Here is an 18,187-nt window from a genome sequence, read left to right on the forward strand (position 1 = left end):
ACGAAGGGAGCGGGAATGAAGTGTACAGAGAGCCAGAAATAATAGTGGGGCTGGATCTAGGTACGAGTAAAATAGCAGTTGTCGTAGCGGAAAGGGATTCCCGTTTCCAGGATGCCCAAATTATCGGCATAGGACTAGCACCCTCTCAGGGAATTCGCAAAGGACTGATTGTCAATCTGGAGCAGGCTATTCAATCTGTACGAATGGCAGTTCAAGACGCCGAGAAAATGGTAGGATTTGAAATAGGAGAAGCGACAGTTGCTTTCAGCGGTATTGATGCAGCTAGCGTAACATCTCGGGGTATGGTTTCCCTTGGGCGCGTCCCTCGACAAGTAGGCATCCAGGATATAGAACGGGTTATAGAAGCCGCTCAAAGTGAGCTGGCTGTCCCTTCGAATCGAGTTACTCTCCATACAATTCCTGTAAAGTACTCTCTTGACGGCAACAGTGGTATCGATGATCCTTTAGGCATGACGGGCATACGTCTTGAGATTGAATTACAGTCTGTGATCGCTCCTACATCAGTTATACAAAACATTATTAACTGTGTAGAAAGCGCCGGTATTACTGTCAATGGCCTTGTCATTAAATCTCTTGCCAGTGCTCTTGGATCTTTAACTGACGAAGAGATGAGGACAGGAGCGGTTTCCATATGTATAGGTGGAGGAACAACGGGAGTTGCGATGTTTGCTGATGGTCGTCCTGTTCGTTTATCTGTAATTCCTATTGGTGGAGACCATATTACCAATGATCTTGCTTATGTGCTGAAGATTCCTATTAGCAAAGCAGAAGAGATTAAACAACAAGTTTCTCTTTTCCCAGAGGAAAATAAAGAGGCTTTGGAAGTTGAAGCGCGAGGCCGAACGAAAACTTTAAATGCAGAAGATGTGGTGGATGTGATTTCCTGCCGCCTAGAAGAGTTACTTGTCGATTATGTGGGCAAAAGCATTGCTGACATGAATATTCATATGTTCCCAGCGGGTATAGTCCTTTCTGGCGGGGTAGCGAGATCAGAAGGTGTTGAACCTTTTATTTCAGAAACTTTAAATTTACCAGTGCGTGTTGGGAAACCTCTTGATAGTTTTCAAATGCCTCCTGGGCGTAATGATTGTGAGTATACCACGGCTTCTGGAATTATTAGATATATTATGAATAAAGAACGTAACCCCTATCGGTATATCGAAGCACCAATCGAGGTTCTTCGATCAGGAGGCGTACCCGCTTTTATAGCGGCAAAAAGAGGAGGACATCATAAGAATCCGAAAAGCGTGAACGGAGAAGGCTTTCGCCATTTCCTCGAGATGGTGAAGAAATCGATGAAAGAACTTTTCTGATGTATTGTGGGGTGGAAGAGGTATGGAGCATGTTTTTCAGATAGACGATGCGACGAGGCCTCATCGGGAAAACATTAAAGTCATAGGTGTTGGCGGTGGTGGCGGGAATGCTTTAAACCATATCATACGAAGTGGCATAAATGGAGTGGAATTTATTGCTGCTAATACTGATATGGCTTCTTTAGGGCTTTCTGAAACAAAAGCACGGATTATTTTAGGAAAAGAGCTGACTCGCGGCTTAGGTGCGGGGGCAGATCCCGAAGTAGGGGCGAACTCTGCAAAGGAGTCTATCGAGGAGATTCGGCAGCTCGTTACTGGAGCCGACATGGTTTTTCTCACTGCCGGAATGGGCGGGGGGACAGGGACAGGAGCAACTCCTGTTATAGCAGAGGTTGCGAAGGAGTCCGGCGCTCTCGTAGTTGCTGTGGTTACAAATCCCTTTTCCTTTGAAGGGAAACGAAGGAAAAATCAGGCGGCTCAAGGGATTGTAACCTTGAAAGAAAAGGTCGATGCGCTTCTTGTGGTGGAAAATGACCGTTTGTTGGAAATTGCCGATAAAAAAACAGGTTTAACAGAGGCTTTTCAGCTTGCAGATGAAGTTTTGCGTCAAGCGGTACAGGGGGTTACAGATCTTATCCTTCGCCCGAGTCTTATTAACGTTGATTTCGCTGATGTGAGAACTGTTATGAAAAATGCAGGTTCAGCGATTATGGGTATAGGAGAAGGACATGGGGATAGTCGGGCGGAGATGGCAGCAAAAGCTGCTATTAATAGCCCTCTAATGGCAACTCCTATGGATGGAGCTAAAGGTATTCTTTTCAACATTACTGGCGGCAGTGATATTGGTATTCACGAAATTCAACAGGCAGCGGAGGTTATTAAAGGCAAAGCTGATGAGGATGCCACAGTAATTTGGGGACATACTATCGATGATTCTATGGAAGACAAGATGAGAATCACCGTTATAGCTACTGGTTTCTCTGAGGAAAAAGAGAGAAAAGGAGCACCTTCTAAAAGTGTGAGAACGAGCAGCCGTTCAGCCAATGTTGTTTTGGAAGAAGCTGAGGTGGTTTCTGCACCAGAAGAAGATCTTTTTACCATGAGTGGTGTCCCTAAAACTCCTTACGATATTCCGTCGATTGTTCGGAGGTCCCAACGTTCATCAAAATAATTATAAAAGATGCTCGAATGTCTAGAGAACATGTTTTGAGTTGAAACGTAACGGGCGGGGATCCCTTATGATTGATTCCTGCCCTTTTTAACTTCATGAAAAAGCTAGGATAGGAGGTCTTTCTATGTCAGCTCGTGAGAATCGAAGACAAAGAGATAAGAAACCGATGTTACCTTTTGGCGATTTGATGCTACCTATTATCGGTCTCATAGCTGTAGGTCTTTTAATTGTGGGAATTAAGTTCTTTTTTCTCTCTGGCCCTGTCAGAGAGGCACATAAACCGGTAATAGCTCAGGAGACCACGAACACTACGCCTACGTCTTCTACTCCTTCTCCAGTGGCTGAATCTTCAAACACAGCTATTTCCGCTCAGCCATTACCAGAACCTTCTCAGCAAGGGAGCGGCGGTAAAATAACTACGGCGGGTCCCGTCGTTTCGCAGGAGGCCCCAACTCAAACAGCTCCTTCTACAGGGGTAGCAGCTCCTGTTTCTGGGTCTTCTCAGTCTGTCGCTGTTCCCAGCACAAAAGATATTAAGCCAGTTTTAGCTCAAGAAGGCCAATGGGGTGTCCAGATTGGTTCTTTTAAAAATGCTGAGGCAGCGGAAGGGGTAAAACAAAAAGTTACGAAGCAGGGGTATACGGCTTTTGTATCGAAAGCTGTGGTAAAAAATGCCACATATTATCGTGTGACGGTTACTGGTAATAATAATAGAGATGAAGCGGAAACCCAGGCTTCTCGTCTAAAACAAGCGGGCTATCCGGTTCTCATCGTTCGTCTTCGTTAGTTGGCAACGCTATGTCGGGATTTGTAACGGATCTTACAGATCGTCATAGCGGAATATCTATAGCTTCAGAAGCGCTGCATTTCCCCTGGGAAGTTCCTTCTGAAATGCGCCCTTTGGAGCAGGCGCGCCTTTGTATTTTAGGAGAGGGGATAGAGGCACCTATGCCCTATCCCCCTTATACGAGAAGCTTAAGAGACGGCTATGCTCTCCGAAGTGCCGATGTAACAGGAGCTTCTCCTACGTCTCCTGTATATTTAAGCTTTAGAGGGGAGATCCCTATGGGGACTTTCCCAGAAAAGCCCCTCCTTGATGGAGAGGCAATAGCAATTCATACAGGGGGGATTTTACCCCGCGGTTCCGATGGAGTGATAATGCTTGAAGATACCATGGAGAGTGGCCCCTGGATAGAAGTTCGAAAAGCTGTTCAAAAGGGAGAGAATGTTATCTTTCAAGGAGAGGAAGTAAAGGAAAAGGAAAAGATACTCCCTCTTGGTAGCCAGATCTCTTGTAGAACTATCGGTATTTTGGCTACTATGGGAATTACAACTGTTCCTTGCGCCGTACTGAAAATAGGCATTATTAGCACAGGCGACGAAATTGTAGATAGCGCTATTGATCCATTGCCTCTTGGTTGTATACGTGATGTTAATAGCTGGGCTTTAGAGACGCTCCTTTTATCAAAGGGATATATGGCGCAACGGCTAGGGATAGTTTCGGATCAAAAAGATTCACTGCGCTCAGCCCTTTACGAAGCCTTTGAGGACTTTGATGTGGTTCTTGTTAGTGGCGGCTCATCAGTAAGTGTGCGAGATTACTGCTCAGAGCTTTTTCAAACACTCCCTCAACCAGGACTTATTGTCCGAGGATTGAGAATGTCACCCGGGAAACCTGTTCTTATCGCGGGAATATCAGATCGTAAAAAACTCGTTTTAGGCCTCCCGGGACATCCGTTAGCTTGTATGGTCGCAGCTAGAATGGTACTTTTGCCTTTGTTGGGAAGACTTTTAGGGTATACATCAACAAACTCTCAGAGTTTCTTCCCCGTAGCAGTACACACGGATCTAGCAGGTAGAACAGGGATAGAGGAATTTTACCCGGCAAAAATCTATAAAGGGGGAGTACTTCCTTTGCCTGCAAAGTCAGGTTATATAGGAATTCTCAAAGAGGCTGACGGCCTCATAAGACTTGACGAAAATACCGAAACAGTTCGACAAGGCGAAAGGGTGGATTTCATGCCATGGTGAAGAACTGGAAAGAACATGTTTCTTTAGAAGAGGCGTGGCACGTATTAAGAGCTACGTGTGGTTCTCTAAAAGAAACGTCTTTGTTGCCGATAGAAGAGGCTGTTGGTTATCTTTTGGCACAAGATGTCTATTCCAATCGTAATGTTCCTCACTTTAGTGCTTCTGCAGTCGACGGATTTGCGCTCTCCTCTCAAAGAACTTCAGGAGCTTCTTTAGCCACGCCTGTTTATCTTGATGTAAAAGAGTATCAATGGGTAAATACAGGCATGCCTGTTTCGTTTCTATACGACGCTGTCCTTATGGTAGAGGACTCCTCTAAACTTGAAAACGGGAAGCTTGCTGTTTATCGAGTGTTATCTGCCGGAGATAACATTCGCCCTGTAGGAGAGGATGTAACAAAGGGGCAAATAGTGGCTAGGGATGGAGATGTCATATCGCCAGCTGGGACAGCTCTTTTTCTGGCTGCAGGGCATGCGAAAGTTTGCGTGAAAAGACGCCCTAAAACGCTATTTATACCTACTGGAGATGAAATTATAAGTGCTAAGACTTGGCTTAATGAAGGTCCTTCCCCTGGCCGTGTAGTGGAAAGTAATTCCACGTTGCTTCGAGGGTATTTTTCGCAATGGGGATTCCCATTAGACGTGTTGCCTCCACTTCCCGATGACGAAAAAGTGATACGCGACAGTCTCCTTCGAGGAGTGAAAGAGTATGATCTTGTACTTATTGGCGCTGGATCAGCAAAGGGAGAAAAAGATCATACAGTCCATATTTTGTCTGAAGAGGGGAAAATCCTTTTCCATTGGCTTCTCATGAAACCGGGACGTCCTGCTTCAGCAGCTTTAGTTCATGATATTCCTGTTGTTAATCTACCTGGGTTCCCCATGTCTGCAGCTGTGACTTTGTGGTCCTTGGTTTATCCGCTCCTTTCCCTTCTTGAAACAGGAGATTTTGATGAGTCTCAGGTATTAAAAAAAGCTCTATGTGCATTGAAAGAGGAACGTATGGAGCTTCTTCTCCCAGTTTCGTCCACTCCGGGGCGAAATGAGTGGCTTCGATTGAAAGCTATAGAGCTTAAAGGGAAGAAAAAAGTTTTCCCTCTTTCTTCTGGATCCAGTACGATGTGGGCCATGTCTGAAGCGGATGGTTTTGCTTTATTATCTCGTTCTGCTGCCGAATGTCCCGTAGGCAGTGAAATAACAGTTTGGCTTACTCGAGAAGTGAAATGGGGAAAGCGTCTTTTGTTTCAGGGATCTAACGACCCTGCTTTTGAACGGATAGGATCTTATGTACGGCAAAGAGGAGGAGAACTTGTTTTTCGTTTTGTAGGAAGCCTTGGGGGGCTAGCAGCTCTTGCAAGAGAAGAATGTCATTTAGCAGCCTGCCATCTTCTCGATCCCGAAACAGGGCAGTATAACGATAGCTATATTGAACGTCTTTCTCAAGGGAAAAAGTGGGTGCGACAACTTCTTTTTTATCGAGAGCAAGGGATTCTTATAGCTAAAGGCAATCCGCTTGATATTTACTCTATAGAGGATTTAGCGATAAAGAAAGTTCGTTTTGTAAATCGCCAGCCAGGGGCGGGCACGAGAGTCCTTCTAGATGTTCTGTTGAAACAGAAAAAAATTTTTCCTCAAGACATTAATGGCTACTCTATACAGTCTATTACTCACTTTGATGCGGCAAATCGTATAGCTGCCGGAGTTGCAGATGTTGCTCTTGGCATAAAGGCTGCTGCAGATGCGTTGGATTTGGACTTCATTCCACTGGCAGAAGAGCCGTATGAGCTTGTTTATCCTGAAGAATATGAGGCTCATCCATGCTTCAAAGCCCTTCAAGAAGCGATACATACTCCAGACTGGAGATCTCAAGTGGGTCAGCTGGGAGGATATAGATGGAAAGAATTCTGAGGGACCCTATGGGGCGGATATTAAACTATATTCGCATATCTATAACAGACAGGTGTAATTTCCGGTGTCGTTACTGTATGCCTGAAAAAGGGGTTCCCTGGATTGAACATGATCTTATTCTTAGCTACGAAGATATTCTCTTTTTATGTTATGTGCTAGAAAAAATGGGAGCAAAAAAACTACGCTTTACAGGGGGCGAACCTTTAGTACGGAGGGGGTTTCTGCCTTTCCTTGCTCAAGTGAGGCATCAATTCTCGTCTATGGAACTTTCTCTAACAACAAATGGATCACTGCTTACCTCCGCCGCCCCTCAAATTTTGCCATTAAAGCTAAAAAGTATTAATGTAAGCCTTGATACTCTGAGCCCTGAGAAGTTCCGATATATAACAAGTACGGGTAATCTTGAAGATGTTTTAGCGGGGATACATTCTGTAAAGGGACAAACAGAGACAGAGATAAAGATTAATACGGTTCTTATAAAAGGGTTTAATGATGAAGAAATACCTTCGTTGTTAACTTTTGCGCGGAACGAAGGAGTATTATTACGTCTTATTGAATTTATGCCTCTGGATAGTGGGGTGTGGAGTAAAGATTGTTTTATATCGGCTGACCATATTATGGCATCTTTGCCAGATGCAGCGTTTTGGGAAAAAGAAAAAGGTGTCGTTTCGCCTTGCTCAGGACCAGCCGTATATTTTACCCACAAAGGGACAGGCCAACGACTTGGTATTATCGCCGCTGTTTCTCATCATTTTTGTGCTACGTGTAACAGACTGCGTGTTACAGCTGTGGGGAAAATCCTTTCGTGCCTTTTCTGTCAAGATGGCATAGATATACGTCAAGCTTTGCGTTTGAGAGATGAAAAGATGGTGATAGAAAGCTTTATGCTGGCAGTGTCAAAAAAGCCCAAACAATGGTTAGATGTGCAATCAGGGCATGAACACATGTCACAAATAGGGGGGTAAGGGCGCTAATGGATTACTTTTCTCACCTTGATAAAAAGGGCCGGCCACGAATGGTAGACGTAAGCCATAAAGAAGCTACTTCTCGCGAGGCAATTGCTGAAGGCCGTGTTCTGTTGCCTGATACAATCAGAGATGTTTTGGCAGGAGGAGGGACGGGCAAGGGGGATGTATTTAAAGTTGCGGAAGTAGCTGGAATTATGGCAGTAAAAAAAACGTCTGAACTCGTTCCTCTATGTCATAATATTCGTATTGAAAGTGTTAACGTTTCTTGCGAATTATTATATAAAGAAAGTGCAGTCGCGATAAACTGCAAAGTCTCAACACGAGAAGTTACAGGCGTAGAAATGGAAGCCTTGACAGGAGTAATGATAGCGGCCTTAACTGTTTATGATATGTGTAAAGGTATTGACAAAGGGATGGTTATTCAAAATGTTAGGCTTCTTCACAAAGTTGGTGGAAAAAGTGGGGAGTATCGAGTTTCAGAGGGGGAAAATTTATGAGACTCATTGGAATTTACAATACAGAAGATAGTCGAGAATATGCAATTTGCTATATAAGTATTCGAGCTGATGGTGCTTCTTCAGTGAATGGAAGTGAATCAGACCTTTTTCTTGCAGAACCAGGAGTAGCTGTACAAGGGGTAACAGAACGGGCTTTTGTACTGCGAGCGACAGAATTTCAGGAACTTTCTCCAGGAGTTTTTCTAGCCTTTTCGGAAAGCGAAATCTTATTGAGAGTAGAGGATATGTATTCTGAAGGAATATGGCAATTATCGGTGCAACGAGGAGGATTCGTATCCGTATCTCAATCTATGGAGACATGGAATCCCATCCGCGTTGGCGTGTTAACCGTAAGTGATAAAGCTAGTTCAGGACTTAGAGAAGATATGACAGGCCCAGCTTTAGCCGAATCGGTAAAATCTATAGGAGCTATAGTGGAAGAAAAGGTGATTTTGCCAGATGACAGGGAAAAGATAGAGCAACAACTCCTTGATTGGGTAGATATAAAAGACATCCATCTTATTTTGGTTACGGGAGGTACAGGTATCTCTGAAAGGGATGTGACTCCTGAGGCCTTGATGGGGATAGCTCATAAAATGGTGCCTGGAATAGGGGAATTTATGCGAAGTAGGACTGTTTATTACACCCAACGCTCCATTCTATCCCGAGGCTTGGCTGTAACACGAAATCGCAGTCTTATTATTGCTGTACCTGGAAGCCCAAGAGGGGCAGAGCAATGTCTCGAAGCTGTTGCAGCTGTTCTCCGACATGGTGTCGAGATCCTTCGCGGTTGGGAAAAGGAATGTGGACATTCTAACTAGGAGGGGATGACGATCGCTGCTAATGTTACCGGTGTTCATAGATGTCTTATTATTACTGGAATGTCGGGGGCGGGTAAATCTACAGCCTTAAATATTTTGGAAGATCAGGGGCTATTTGCTGTAGACAATATTCCTCCAGCTCTTTTGCCTCAACTGCTGGGGCTTCTCGTAAATCATAGAGCAGCTGTACAGGAAGGACTTGCTACAGTAGTGGATATTCGAGGGGAACGGCTTTTGAATGATCTTTTCTCCGTAGTGGATATGTTAAAAGAGTCTCATTACCAGGTGCAAGTTCTCTTTCTTGATGCGTCAGATGAAAGCCTTATCCGACGTTTTGAGACAACGAGACGGAGACATCCCTTAGGGGATCATATCCCCGTATTGGAAGGTATACAGCGCGAAAGAGAGCTCCTTTCCCCTGTACGAGCTTACGCTGATGTAGTAATTGACACATCTAACATGACTCTTAAAGAGTTAAAAGAGCGACTTACAACAGAATTTATTCGTACAATAGCCGCTTTTTCCGTAGTGCTGTCATCTTTTGGTTTTAAGTATGGAATTCCTCAGGATAGCGACTTTTTGTTAGATGTTCGGTTCCTTCCTAACCCGCATTATGTTCCACATCTTCGCCAACTTACTGGACGAAATGAGGAAGTTCAACAGTATATCGCGTCTTTTGATGATACGAAAAAGTTTCTCGAACATTGTTATTCTTTCTTTGATTTCCTTATACCGGTTTATTTAACTTCAGGGAAATCACCATTCCACATAGCTGTTGGTTGTACGGGAGGACAACATCGTTCTGTCGCTGTCGTAGAGTGGCTTTCTGCTCACTTTAAGGAGAGAAACGTGTCTTGTACTATTAGGCACAGAGATATTGAACGAGATCAGGTGTTACTATAATGGATTGGCGTGTAGCGTACGTACTAGGATTGGCGACAGCCTTTTTGACGATAATGGCTATTTCCTTTAAAAGTCGACGTTGGCCTTTTCTGCGCTTCCTTTTCAAGGAAGATCGCGATGTTATGGCTAAGGCTGTTGAATATCGTCTCTCTATGGGACCTCATATAGTAGCTGTTGGCGGAGGAACAGGACTTTCTACTCTTCTAAAGGGATTGAAGTCCTTTACTAGAAACATTACAGCCGTCGTAACTGTAACAGACGAAGGAGGAAGCTCTGGCCGTTTGCGCCAAGAATGGGGAGTGCTCCCTCCTGGTGATGTTCGAAATTGTATCGTTGCTCTTGCAGAGAACGATAACGCTCTCCGAAATATTCTAGACTTCCGATTCGATCGTGGAGATTTATCAGGGCATAGTTTGGGCAATCTTATATTGCTTGCGGTTACAGAATTAAGCGGTGATTTCCGTTTGGCAGTGGAGGAGATCAATCATCTCCTTGCTATTCGGGGAAAAGTCTTGCCTGTTACTACAGAAGCAGTGGCCCTTATGGCAGAGACAGATTCTGGCGAAGTTCTTAAAGGAGAACTTGAAATCACGACTGCTGCCCAGCAGATGAGTCGTATTTGGTTAGAGCCATCCGATGCAAAACCCTTACCTGAGGTTATTTGTGCTATAGAGGAAGGAGACCTTATTGTGCTTGGTCCGGGGAGCCTTTTTACCAGCGTATTGCCCAACTTACTTCTTCCCAAAGTTGCTGAAAAAATAAGATATTCTCAAGGGCCTCGCGTATACGTAGCTAATCTTATGACTCAACCTGGTGAAACTGATGGAATGGACATTCTTCAGCATGTGGAGTGGATAGAGCGAGTGGCAGGTGTTGCCCCTGATTTTGTTATTGTCAATGAGGAGGATATACCACTAGCGTGCCTGGAAGCTTACAGAAATCAAGGGGCTTTGCCTTTATATTTAGATACGGAGCAAGAGAGAAAGCTTTTAACAAAGGGATGTCAAATTATACGAGGTAATTATGTGAAAGTTTATGAGAAGTCTGTGATTCGCCATAATGGACAGGCTCTTTCTGAAACCTTAATGAGAATATGCAGGGATTTGAAAGAAGTGTAAATGACGATGAAGACTGTAAGCGAGCTTATGTGGGATGAATGGGTTTTTTCTCCATTATCAACTAGCAGCGATGCGGATTCTGAGATTGCTGGGATTCTGTGGGGGCTTATGTCCTCGTTTCCTGAGTTACCTTCACATAAATATGGCAAATTATCAGGAAGACGGCTCTGGGTTTTCCGACGTTTGCATCGTCTTTGGAAGGATTCTCGTTGGGGAGAGACGTTAGAGCTTCCTATTATGCTCAATGTCCCTGCGAATTTTAGAGGAAATGTGACATTGCAAATGCCAGGAAACATTCTTCGAGAAGTGTTAGTTTGGGGGGAAGAATCGAAAAAAAAAGGAGACTGGGCTTGGCTAAGAGGCGTATGGGGGAACTGCGGTTCTTTATATCTACCTAAAAGCGGGTATTATCTCGCTTTTCGTTTCAAATTTTATAAATTAACAGAAATGGTTTTGACGATGTTTCGAAGCGGCCACTTTCAAGTAGGTAAACGTATTGTAGATGGTCGATATGAAATACTCCTTCGTGATCAGCAAAAGATTGTAACTTTGTTAACGTATTTTAAGCTTTTTGATACAGCGTTGAAACTTGAAGAGAAGGCTATTGTTCGTTCTATGCGAGATCGAGCTAATCGCCTAGTCAACTGTGACGCGTCTAATATTCGCAAGACTTTGGAAGCTGCAGAATGGCAACTGGAAATTGCTAAGGTTTTTCAGAACGAAAAAGGATTACATGCTCTTCCGGAATCTTTGCAGGAACTCATAGAGGTTCGCATGAGGTATCCGAGTGCCACATTAACGGAGCTGGGGCAGATGCTATCGAAACCAGTGAGCAAAAGTACTGTAAAATATCGATGGCAAAAGTTACGAGAAATGGCTGAACAGCTTCAGTGAATCTTTGAAAGTTAACGGTATATAATAGTTGTAGAGATTAGAGTTCCAAACAAAGTATGACATAGAAAGGGTGCAGGATTATGGGGAAAATTAGAGTTGCAATTAACGGATTTGGACGAATTGGGCGACTTGCTCTCCGAGCTATGTATCAATATGACAAAGAAGGGCTTTTTGAAATAGTAGCTACTAACAGTCGTACAACTCCTGAGCAGCGCGCATATATGTTTAAATATGATTCCATTCATAGAAGATTTCCTGGGGATGTATCTGTGGATGGCGACAATCTTGTAGTCAACGGTCAAAAAATAAAAGTTCTTGCCATTAAAAACCCTGAGGATTTTAACTGGAAAGATCTGGGAGTTGATATCGTTATAGAATCTTCTGGCGTGTACAAAACACTGGAAGACGCACAGAGCCATTTGAAGGCTGGAGCTAAGAAAGTGGTTATTACAGCTCCAGGAAGCGGCGGCGGAATCCCTACTTTTGTTATGGGTGTAAATGAAGATCTCTATAATCCATCTGCTGACCATGTTATTTCCAACGCATCTTGCACTACGAACTGTTTGGCTCCAATAGTGAGAATTATCAACGAAGCCTTTGGCATTGAACGTGGACTAATGACGACAACCCATTCCTACACAAACGACCAGAAACTCATGGATTCTTCTCATAAAAAACTTCATCGAGGGCGTGCCGCAGCTCTTTCTATGGTTCCCACATCCACAGGAGCTGCTAAAGCTATTGGCCTTGTTATCCCAGAACTGAAAGGGAAAATGAATGGTATTGCTTTACGTGTTCCAACGCCAGATGTTTCAGTGGTGGATTTAGTGGCAGAGCTAAGAAAAGAAGTTACAGCAGAGGAACTTAACGAGGCAGTGAGAAAACGAGCACAAAGCGACATGAAACATTACGTCGTATATGAAGAGGAAGATCTTGTCTCCTCAGATTTTATAGGTGACGAGCATTCTTCTATCTTTGCTGCTCTTCACACGATGGCCATAGGGAACATGGTAAAGATTTTGGCATGGTACGATAACGAGTGGGGTTATACCTGCCGTTGCATAGATCTAGTGAACTATATTATTAAGAAAGGTCTATAAAAATGAAGTTACGAGAATTCTCCAGAAAGGCGGTGGAAAATCGCCGAGTATTGGTTCGCGTAGACTTCAATGTTCCTTTAAAGGATAGAGTCATTACAGATCAGACGCGTATTCAAGCTCATGTAGAGACTATCAATTTGTTACGAAAGTGGGGAGCGCAGGTCTCTCTTATCTCCCATTTAGGGCGTCCGAAAGGGAAAATAGTCGATTCTCTTTCTTTGCGGCATATAGTCCCAGAAGTGGAAAAAGCATTAGGGTGCCCAGTGCTCTTTGTAGAAGACTCGGTAGGACCGAAAGTAGAGGAAGCTTTGCAAAAAGCCCCAAAAGAAGCAGTATTGTTGCTCGAAAATGTTCGTTTTTATCCTCAAGAGGAAGAAAACGAACAGGAGTTTTCTGAAAGAATGGCAAAGCCTTTTCAGGTCTTTGTGATGGATGCTTTCAGTGCAGCTCACAGAGCTCATAGCTCTACACGGGGAGTCATGGAGTTCCTGCCTTCTTTTTCCGGAAAGTTATTGACGAAGGAAATAGAGATGTTAAGTGCCGTCAATGAGAGTCCAGAATCTCCTTTTGTCTTGGTTCTTGGAGGAGCTAAAGTTTCAGACAAAATAGGAGTTATCGATCATCTTCTTGAGAAGACGTCAACTATTCTTATTGGCGGCGGCATGGCTTTTACATTTTTAAGAGTGAAGGGGAATGCTATAGGCAACTCTCTTTACGAAGAAGAAAAAGCAGATTTTGCTTGCCAGATGCTTGATAAGGCTCAAAAGCTTGGGGTAGAAATCCTTTTGCCTATTGACGTAGCTGTGGCAACTTCTCTAGAAAGTTCCGAACCTAGACGTGAAGTTTCTGCTGATGCTATTCCTAATGGTACGATGGGCTTGGATATTGGGGCTAAGACAGCAGATATTTTTGCAGACGTTATTAGAGGGGCCAAAACGATACTTTGGAATGGCCCTATGGGTGTCTTTGAAAATCCTATTTTTGCAGAAGGAACCCGTAAAGTAGCTCAGGCAGTGGAGGAGTGCACCAAAAAAGGAGGTCTTACGGTCGTAGGAGGAGGAGATACGGCTTCTGCAGTAAAGAAACTTGGTTTTGGTGATAAAGTTTCTCATGTTTCTACTGGAGGAGGAGCAAGCCTAGAATTTTGTGAAGGGAAAATTCTTCCTGGTATTGAACCCTTACTTAAAAAATAGATTAGGAAAATTTTTTATTGCTATAGAAACACAGGAGACGGGAAGCGACTGCTCCCCGTCTCTTTTTGAGAGGAGGGGCCTTCTGTGAAAAAAATATTTCTTTATGGAAACTGGAAGATGCATAATGGCATTAAAGAAACCGAGACCTTCTTTAAAGACCTGTGTGAACATGTTTGTGAAGATGTAGTAATTTGCGACTTTTTAAGTCGTAATTTCTTGGAAATTTGTATCTTTCCACCCTTTACATCTCTTTTTATGGGTGCCCGTATTTTAGGGTACATGGGAAAAACAGGATTGTTTATCGGAGCTCAGAATGGGCATTATGAGGAAAAAGGAGCCTTTACAGGAGAGATTTCTTTCCCTATGGTTCAAGAACTTGGCTGTACGCGGGTTCTTTTAGGGCATAGTGAACGTCGTCATATTTTTAATGAATCCAACGAATTAATTAATAAAAAACTCAAAGCCTCTTTACAGAGGAGACTTCGGCCAGTCCTTTGTATCGGAGAGACTCTTTCAGAGCGAGAGTCAGACTTAACTTTTCAGGTCCTTGAAAATCAGATTAATGCGGCAATAAAAGGATTGGATAAGGAGAATATACGAAATATCATATGGGCTTATGAGCCAGTATGGGCTATAGGGACAGGCCGTACAGCAAGTCCCGAAAATGCTCAAGAAGCATGTTGTTTTGCCCGGAGTGTTATCTCTAAAGTGATTCGAGACGAGGGTAAAGATAAAACGTGGAATTCTATACCGATTCTTTATGGGGGAAGCGTAAAGGCTTCGAATGTCGCGGGTCTACTTGAGCAGCCAGATATAGATGGAGCCCTTATTGGCGGAGCCTCCCTTTCTGTAGAATCTATGCTTGAAATAGTTCATGCAGCTTTACATAGAGGTTAGAACCAAGTAACCTTATATTTTGCAAATGTTGATGCAATTAAAAGCCATGGCGAATTATTGCCGCGGCTTTTTTATGCCCCCTCCTTTAGTTTGACACATCAAACATTCAGTCGTATAATTTTCTTTGTTTGATAAATAAAACTTTTAAGAAGGACTGGTGTCATGATTACGCTTGATGCAATGAAGCCGGGAGAGAAGTGTGTCATTAAAAAGAACAGGGCTCGAGGTGTTGTAGGGCAGCGGCTCATGGATCTAGGATTTTTCCCTGGAGTTGAAGTTCATGTGATTCGAAATGCTCCCTTTGTGGACCCAGTGGATGTTCAGTTAGAGGGACACCATGTGAGCATCCGCCATGAAGAAGCTAGTTTTGTAGAGGTCGAGAAGCTATGAGATCTGGAATCCATCGTATAGCTTTAACAGGCCAGCCTAATTGTGGAAAGTCAACTATTTTTAATATGCTTACGGGTGGCCGCCAGTTTGTGGCTAATTATCCCGGAGCAACAGTTTCAATTAAAACAAGTACCTTTATGTGGAAAGATGAAAAAATAAATCTTACAGACTTGCCTGGAACGTACAGCCTTTCATCATATTCAGAGGAAGAAAGGATCGCAAGAGACTTTATTTTAGAACAAAAGCCGTCTCTTGTGGTAGATGTGGTGGATGCATCAAACTTGAAACGTCATCTTTATTTGACGTTCCAGTTATTGGAAATAGGGGCTCCTCTTTTTATAGTCCTCAATATGCTAGATGTAGCAGAAAAGAGAGGCCTACGCATAGATGCTAAGGCTCTGTCTCATGCTCTTGGGCTTCCAGTCGTTTCTACAGTAGGTAATAAAGGGAAGGGAAAGAACGATTTAAAGAATGGACTTTTCGAGAGCTTACATAACAGCAATGGGAAGAAAGAGCTCTTTAAGGTGGATTATGGGGTTCTTGAACCATATATTTCTAATGTTTCCTTAATGATAGAGAAGTCTATGGGAGGAAAGAAACTTCCTTCCCGTTGGGTAGCGATCAAGCTTTTTGAAGAAGATGAAATAGCTAATCATATCGTAACAAAAGAATGTTCTGGTGCAAAAGAGATACTTTCTTTTGTTAAAAATGCTGCTATTGAATTTGAAAAAGCCCACGATGATTCGCCTCGCGGCTTTATTGCCTTTAGGCGTCACGTAGAAGCGGAGAAAATAGAGAAAAGCTGCATTGTAAAGGTAAAAGAGATCTCTATAACTTTAACAGATAAAATCGATGCCCTTGTTTGCCATAGAATCTGGGGGCCTCTTATTCTTGTGGGTGTTATTTATTTCTTATACGAGCTATCTATAGTAAGAGGGTACGAACTTACTAACTACATGATCCCTCTTCTGGAAAAATTCAGAAATACGGTGGAATCATATTTACCTATAGGGAGCTTCCTTCATGAACCATTGTTGCGTTCTCTTGTTTTGAGTGTTGTTACAAGCATTAATTCAGTTCTTATTTATATTCCTATATTTTTAATTCTTTTTGCTTTAATCGCAGTTATTGAAGACGTAGGGTATATGCCAAGAATGGCTTTTATTTTAGACAAGCTTTTCAGGCGTTTTGGGCTTCATGGCCAATCTACGTTACCTCTTATTCTGGGTGGAGTTTTTGTTGGTGGATGTGCTGTCCCAGGTGTAATGGCAACTCGTGTTATCGCAGATGAGAAAGCGAGATTAGCCACAATCCTTATAGTGCCCCTTATGAACTGTTTGGCAAAAGTTCCTCTTTATACGTTACTCATAAGTATTTATTTTGCAAAAGAAAAAGCTACGGCCATGTTCTTTATCTCGACCATTACGATTATCATAGCTCTTTCCGTGGCAAAAATTTTAACTCTAACGTTACTTAAAAATAAGCTAAGTTCTCCATTTGTTTTGGAGATGCCACCATACCATATTTCCACTATTCGGGGAGTTGTGGTGAGATCTGTAGAAAGGACATGGCTCTTTGTAAAGAAAGTTCTCACTATTATTATGTTTGTTGCTATTGCAGTCTATTTTCTTACGAATTACCCCTCTATTAGCGAAACGAGGATGGATGACTATACGAAGAGATCAGAAGATATAAAGAACACTTTTTTAAATGAAATCCAGAGGACGTCTTTCTATGAGCAACTTAGCTCTGACGCAGCTTTAGCGCATTATCTCTCTATAGAAGAGCGCTATAAGAATGAAAAAAGAGCGTTAGTTAGTGCCTCTGATGAGAGAAGAGACAGGTTTGAGAAGCGTTTTTCGGAGCGGTATCCCACTATTTATCCCTTGTTAAATGCCAAGGGCAAGGATGGGCGAACGTTAAGTAAGGCTTTTAAACAGATGAAGAGAGATAGGGCCATGCTTTTTATGGAAATGAGAGACGAACGACTTCATGGGAGCTTTTTGGGAATGGCAGGGAAAGCTTTAGAGCCTGTAACCCATTTTGCAGGTTTTAATTGGAAGGTTAACGTGGCTCTTTTGAGCTCCCTAGCTGCCAAAGAGAGTAGTGTGGCGACCCTCGGAGTGTTGTATCAACCTCGAGAAGAGGGGCAGACCTTAGAGCAAAGAATGAAAGAACAGGAGCAGGGTTTTTCCCCTCTTCACGCCTTGGCATTGATGGTTTTTATGGCAATGTATCCTCCATGTATTGCAGCCCTTCTTATGGTCAAAATGGAAGCTGGTGGTTGGCGTTGGGCTTTTATAGCTTTGGGATATCCCATAGCTCTGGGTATTGTTTTGGCAACTATTATCTATACTGGCGGCTCTTTGTTAGGGATGTCGGGGAAACAGGCCATGGGTGCTTTTTATGGGATCGCTTTACTAGTAGCTTTTCTCTTGGGAAAAGTAAAAGGGCCGTTTTTTCATGAAGAGGAAGATTTTTTTGAAGGAGACTCTTTGAATGGGAAGGAGGTGAATCACATATGAGGCGGAATATATTTGCTGGTTTGTTTGCGGTTTTGTTCTCTTGTGTAGTTGTCAGCGTAGCTTTTGCTCATACTCCTATGTGTTATTGCTACCTGAACGACGATGGAACTGTTACCTGCGAAGGAGGCTTTTCTGACGGATCCTCTGCTTCGGGTGTGTCTATGACAGTAAAAGATGAAGGTGGCAACATACTTGTGGAAGGGAAAATGGACGAACTAAGCGAGTTTAATTTCGAAAAACCTGGCGTTCCTTTTATAGTGGTATTCGATGCAGGTCCAGGACATGTAGTTCAAATAAAAGGCGAAGATATAAAAGATTAATGACAATTTCGAGGAAAGGGGAAGGGCCCCTTTCCTCATAGAAAGCGAAGAAGCCTTCAAGATGTCATAAGTAACATTTTAACGTAAATAATTTAAAAATGTCGGTCATAATCGACCA

General features: G+C 43.1%; 17 protein-coding genes. All 17 read left to right on the forward strand.

All coding sequences use genetic code 11. From position 1 onward, the window contains the following. The first annotated feature begins 20 nt into the window (after positions 1 to 20). The 17 genes from ftsA (at position 21) to B3L97_RS09555 (ending at position 18,069) form a co-directional block, all read left to right on the forward strand. Positions 21 to 1,334 (forward strand): cell division protein FtsA, encoded by a 1,314-nt coding sequence (ftsA, locus tag B3L97_RS09475; protein WP_024822352.1) that lies wholly within the window; start codon positions 21 to 23, stop codon positions 1,332 to 1,334. A 22-nt stretch (positions 1,335 to 1,356) separates the two neighbouring features. Beyond that, positions 1,357 to 2,505 (forward strand): cell division protein FtsZ, encoded by a 1,149-nt coding sequence (ftsZ, locus tag B3L97_RS09480; protein WP_286846573.1) that lies wholly within the window; start codon positions 1,357 to 1,359, stop codon positions 2,503 to 2,505. A 124-nt stretch (positions 2,506 to 2,629) separates the two neighbouring features. Further along, positions 2,630 to 3,292, forward strand: coding sequence for an SPOR domain-containing protein (locus B3L97_RS09485; RefSeq protein WP_286934978.1), 663 nt, complete (start codon positions 2,630 to 2,632; stop codon positions 3,290 to 3,292). A gap of 11 nt (positions 3,293 to 3,303) precedes the next feature. After that, on the forward strand, positions 3,304 to 4,536 hold the full coding sequence (locus B3L97_RS09490; RefSeq protein ID WP_286934980.1) for a molybdopterin molybdotransferase MoeA: 1,233 nt from the start codon (positions 3,304 to 3,306) through the stop codon (positions 4,534 to 4,536). Continuing rightward, the gene (locus B3L97_RS09495) at positions 4,530 to 6,443 is read left to right on the forward strand and encodes a substrate-binding domain-containing protein (protein WP_286934982.1); all 1,914 of its coding nucleotides are present in this window, start codon (positions 4,530 to 4,532) and stop codon (positions 6,441 to 6,443) included. The genes B3L97_RS09490 and B3L97_RS09495 overlap by 7 nt, the downstream gene beginning before the upstream one ends. After that, complete coding sequence (gene moaA / locus B3L97_RS09500) at positions 6,428 to 7,408, forward strand: GTP 3',8-cyclase MoaA (protein WP_286934983.1); 981 nt, start codon at positions 6,428 to 6,430, stop codon at positions 7,406 to 7,408. The genes B3L97_RS09495 and moaA overlap by 16 nt, the downstream gene beginning before the upstream one ends. An 8-nt stretch (positions 7,409 to 7,416) precedes the next feature. Beyond that, the gene (gene moaC / locus B3L97_RS09505) at positions 7,417 to 7,908 is read left to right on the forward strand and encodes a cyclic pyranopterin monophosphate synthase MoaC (protein WP_286934984.1); all 492 of its coding nucleotides are present in this window, start codon (positions 7,417 to 7,419) and stop codon (positions 7,906 to 7,908) included. Beyond that, the gene (locus B3L97_RS09510) at positions 7,905 to 8,729 is read left to right on the forward strand and encodes a MogA/MoaB family molybdenum cofactor biosynthesis protein (protein ID WP_286934986.1); all 825 of its coding nucleotides are present in this window, start codon (positions 7,905 to 7,907) and stop codon (positions 8,727 to 8,729) included. Before moaC ends, B3L97_RS09510 begins: the two co-directional genes overlap by 4 nt. 6 nt (positions 8,730 to 8,735) lie before the next feature. Beyond that, positions 8,736 to 9,632, forward strand: coding sequence for an RNase adapter RapZ (rapZ, locus tag B3L97_RS09515; RefSeq protein WP_024822344.1), 897 nt, complete (start codon positions 8,736 to 8,738; stop codon positions 9,630 to 9,632). Next, positions 9,632 to 10,750: a gluconeogenesis factor YvcK family protein gene (locus B3L97_RS09520; protein ID WP_024822343.1), complete on the forward strand. Its 1,119-nt coding sequence runs from the start codon at positions 9,632 to 9,634 to the stop codon at positions 10,748 to 10,750. Before rapZ ends, B3L97_RS09520 begins: the two co-directional genes overlap by 1 nt. 6 nt (positions 10,751 to 10,756) lie before the next feature. Further along, complete coding sequence (whiA, locus tag B3L97_RS09525; RefSeq protein WP_286934988.1) at positions 10,757 to 11,644, forward strand: DNA-binding protein WhiA; 888 nt, start codon at positions 10,757 to 10,759, stop codon at positions 11,642 to 11,644. Positions 11,645 to 11,724: 80 nt separating this feature from the next. Continuing rightward, positions 11,725 to 12,744 (forward strand): type I glyceraldehyde-3-phosphate dehydrogenase, encoded by a 1,020-nt coding sequence (gene gap / locus B3L97_RS09530; RefSeq protein WP_024822341.1) that lies wholly within the window; start codon positions 11,725 to 11,727, stop codon positions 12,742 to 12,744. Between the two features lie 2 nt (positions 12,745 to 12,746). Next, positions 12,747 to 13,937 carry a phosphoglycerate kinase gene (locus tag B3L97_RS09535; protein WP_286934990.1) on the forward strand — a complete coding sequence of 397 codons (1,191 nt, stop codon included), beginning with the start codon at positions 12,747 to 12,749 and terminating at the stop codon, positions 13,935 to 13,937. 84 nt (positions 13,938 to 14,021) lie between these two features. Beyond that, on the forward strand, positions 14,022 to 14,834 hold the full coding sequence (gene tpiA, locus B3L97_RS09540; protein WP_286846553.1) for a triose-phosphate isomerase: 813 nt from the start codon (positions 14,022 to 14,024) through the stop codon (positions 14,832 to 14,834). Positions 14,835 to 14,996: 162 nt separating this feature from the next. Continuing rightward, entirely contained in the window at positions 14,997 to 15,224 is a 228-nt protein-coding gene (locus B3L97_RS09545) for a FeoA family protein (RefSeq protein ID WP_286846551.1), read from the forward strand. Then, on the forward strand, positions 15,221 to 17,749 hold the full coding sequence (gene feoB, locus B3L97_RS09550; RefSeq protein WP_286934992.1) for a ferrous iron transport protein B: 2,529 nt from the start codon (positions 15,221 to 15,223) through the stop codon (positions 17,747 to 17,749). Before B3L97_RS09545 ends, feoB begins: the two co-directional genes overlap by 4 nt. Further along, positions 17,746 to 18,069, forward strand: a complete 324-nt coding sequence (locus B3L97_RS09555; protein WP_286846547.1) for a hypothetical protein — start codon at positions 17,746 to 17,748, stop codon at positions 18,067 to 18,069. The genes feoB and B3L97_RS09555 overlap by 4 nt, the downstream gene beginning before the upstream one ends. Positions 18,070 to 18,187: the final 118 nt, after the last annotated feature.

Origin of the sequence: Aminobacterium sp. UBA4834, assembly GCF_002400205.1 — a bacterium.
Taxonomy (GTDB): domain Bacteria; phylum Synergistota; class Synergistia; order Synergistales; family Aminobacteriaceae; genus Aminobacterium; species Aminobacterium mobile.

Excerpts from the sequence above, each read along its gene's own strand:
- ftsZ (WP_286846573.1), top strand. The coding sequence starts at position 1,357 with ATGGAGCATGTTTTTCAGATAGACGATGCGACGAGGCCTCATCGGGAA.
- B3L97_RS09485 (WP_286934978.1), top strand. The coding sequence starts at position 2,630 with ATGTCAGCTCGTGAGAATCGAAGACAAAGAGATAAGAAACCGATGTTA.
- B3L97_RS09490 (WP_286934980.1), top strand. The coding sequence starts at position 3,304 with ATGTCGGGATTTGTAACGGATCTTACAGATCGTCATAGCGGAATATCT.
- B3L97_RS09495 (WP_286934982.1), top strand. The coding sequence starts at position 4,530 with ATGGTGAAGAACTGGAAAGAACATGTTTCTTTAGAAGAGGCGTGGCAC.
- moaA (WP_286934983.1), top strand. The coding sequence starts at position 6,428 with ATGGAAAGAATTCTGAGGGACCCTATGGGGCGGATATTAAACTATATT.
- moaC (WP_286934984.1), top strand. The coding sequence starts at position 7,417 with ATGGATTACTTTTCTCACCTTGATAAAAAGGGCCGGCCACGAATGGTA.
- B3L97_RS09510 (WP_286934986.1), top strand. The coding sequence starts at position 7,905 with ATGAGACTCATTGGAATTTACAATACAGAAGATAGTCGAGAATATGCA.
- rapZ (WP_024822344.1), top strand. The coding sequence starts at position 8,736 with ATGACGATCGCTGCTAATGTTACCGGTGTTCATAGATGTCTTATTATT.
- B3L97_RS09520 (WP_024822343.1), top strand. The coding sequence starts at position 9,632 with ATGGATTGGCGTGTAGCGTACGTACTAGGATTGGCGACAGCCTTTTTG.
- whiA (WP_286934988.1), top strand. The coding sequence starts at position 10,757 with ATGAAGACTGTAAGCGAGCTTATGTGGGATGAATGGGTTTTTTCTCCA.
- gap (WP_024822341.1), top strand. The coding sequence starts at position 11,725 with ATGGGGAAAATTAGAGTTGCAATTAACGGATTTGGACGAATTGGGCGA.
- B3L97_RS09535 (WP_286934990.1), top strand. The coding sequence starts at position 12,747 with ATGAAGTTACGAGAATTCTCCAGAAAGGCGGTGGAAAATCGCCGAGTA.
- B3L97_RS09545 (WP_286846551.1), top strand. The coding sequence starts at position 14,997 with ATGATTACGCTTGATGCAATGAAGCCGGGAGAGAAGTGTGTCATTAAA.
- feoB (WP_286934992.1), top strand. The coding sequence starts at position 15,221 with ATGAGATCTGGAATCCATCGTATAGCTTTAACAGGCCAGCCTAATTGT.
- B3L97_RS09555 (WP_286846547.1), top strand. The coding sequence starts at position 17,746 with ATGAGGCGGAATATATTTGCTGGTTTGTTTGCGGTTTTGTTCTCTTGT.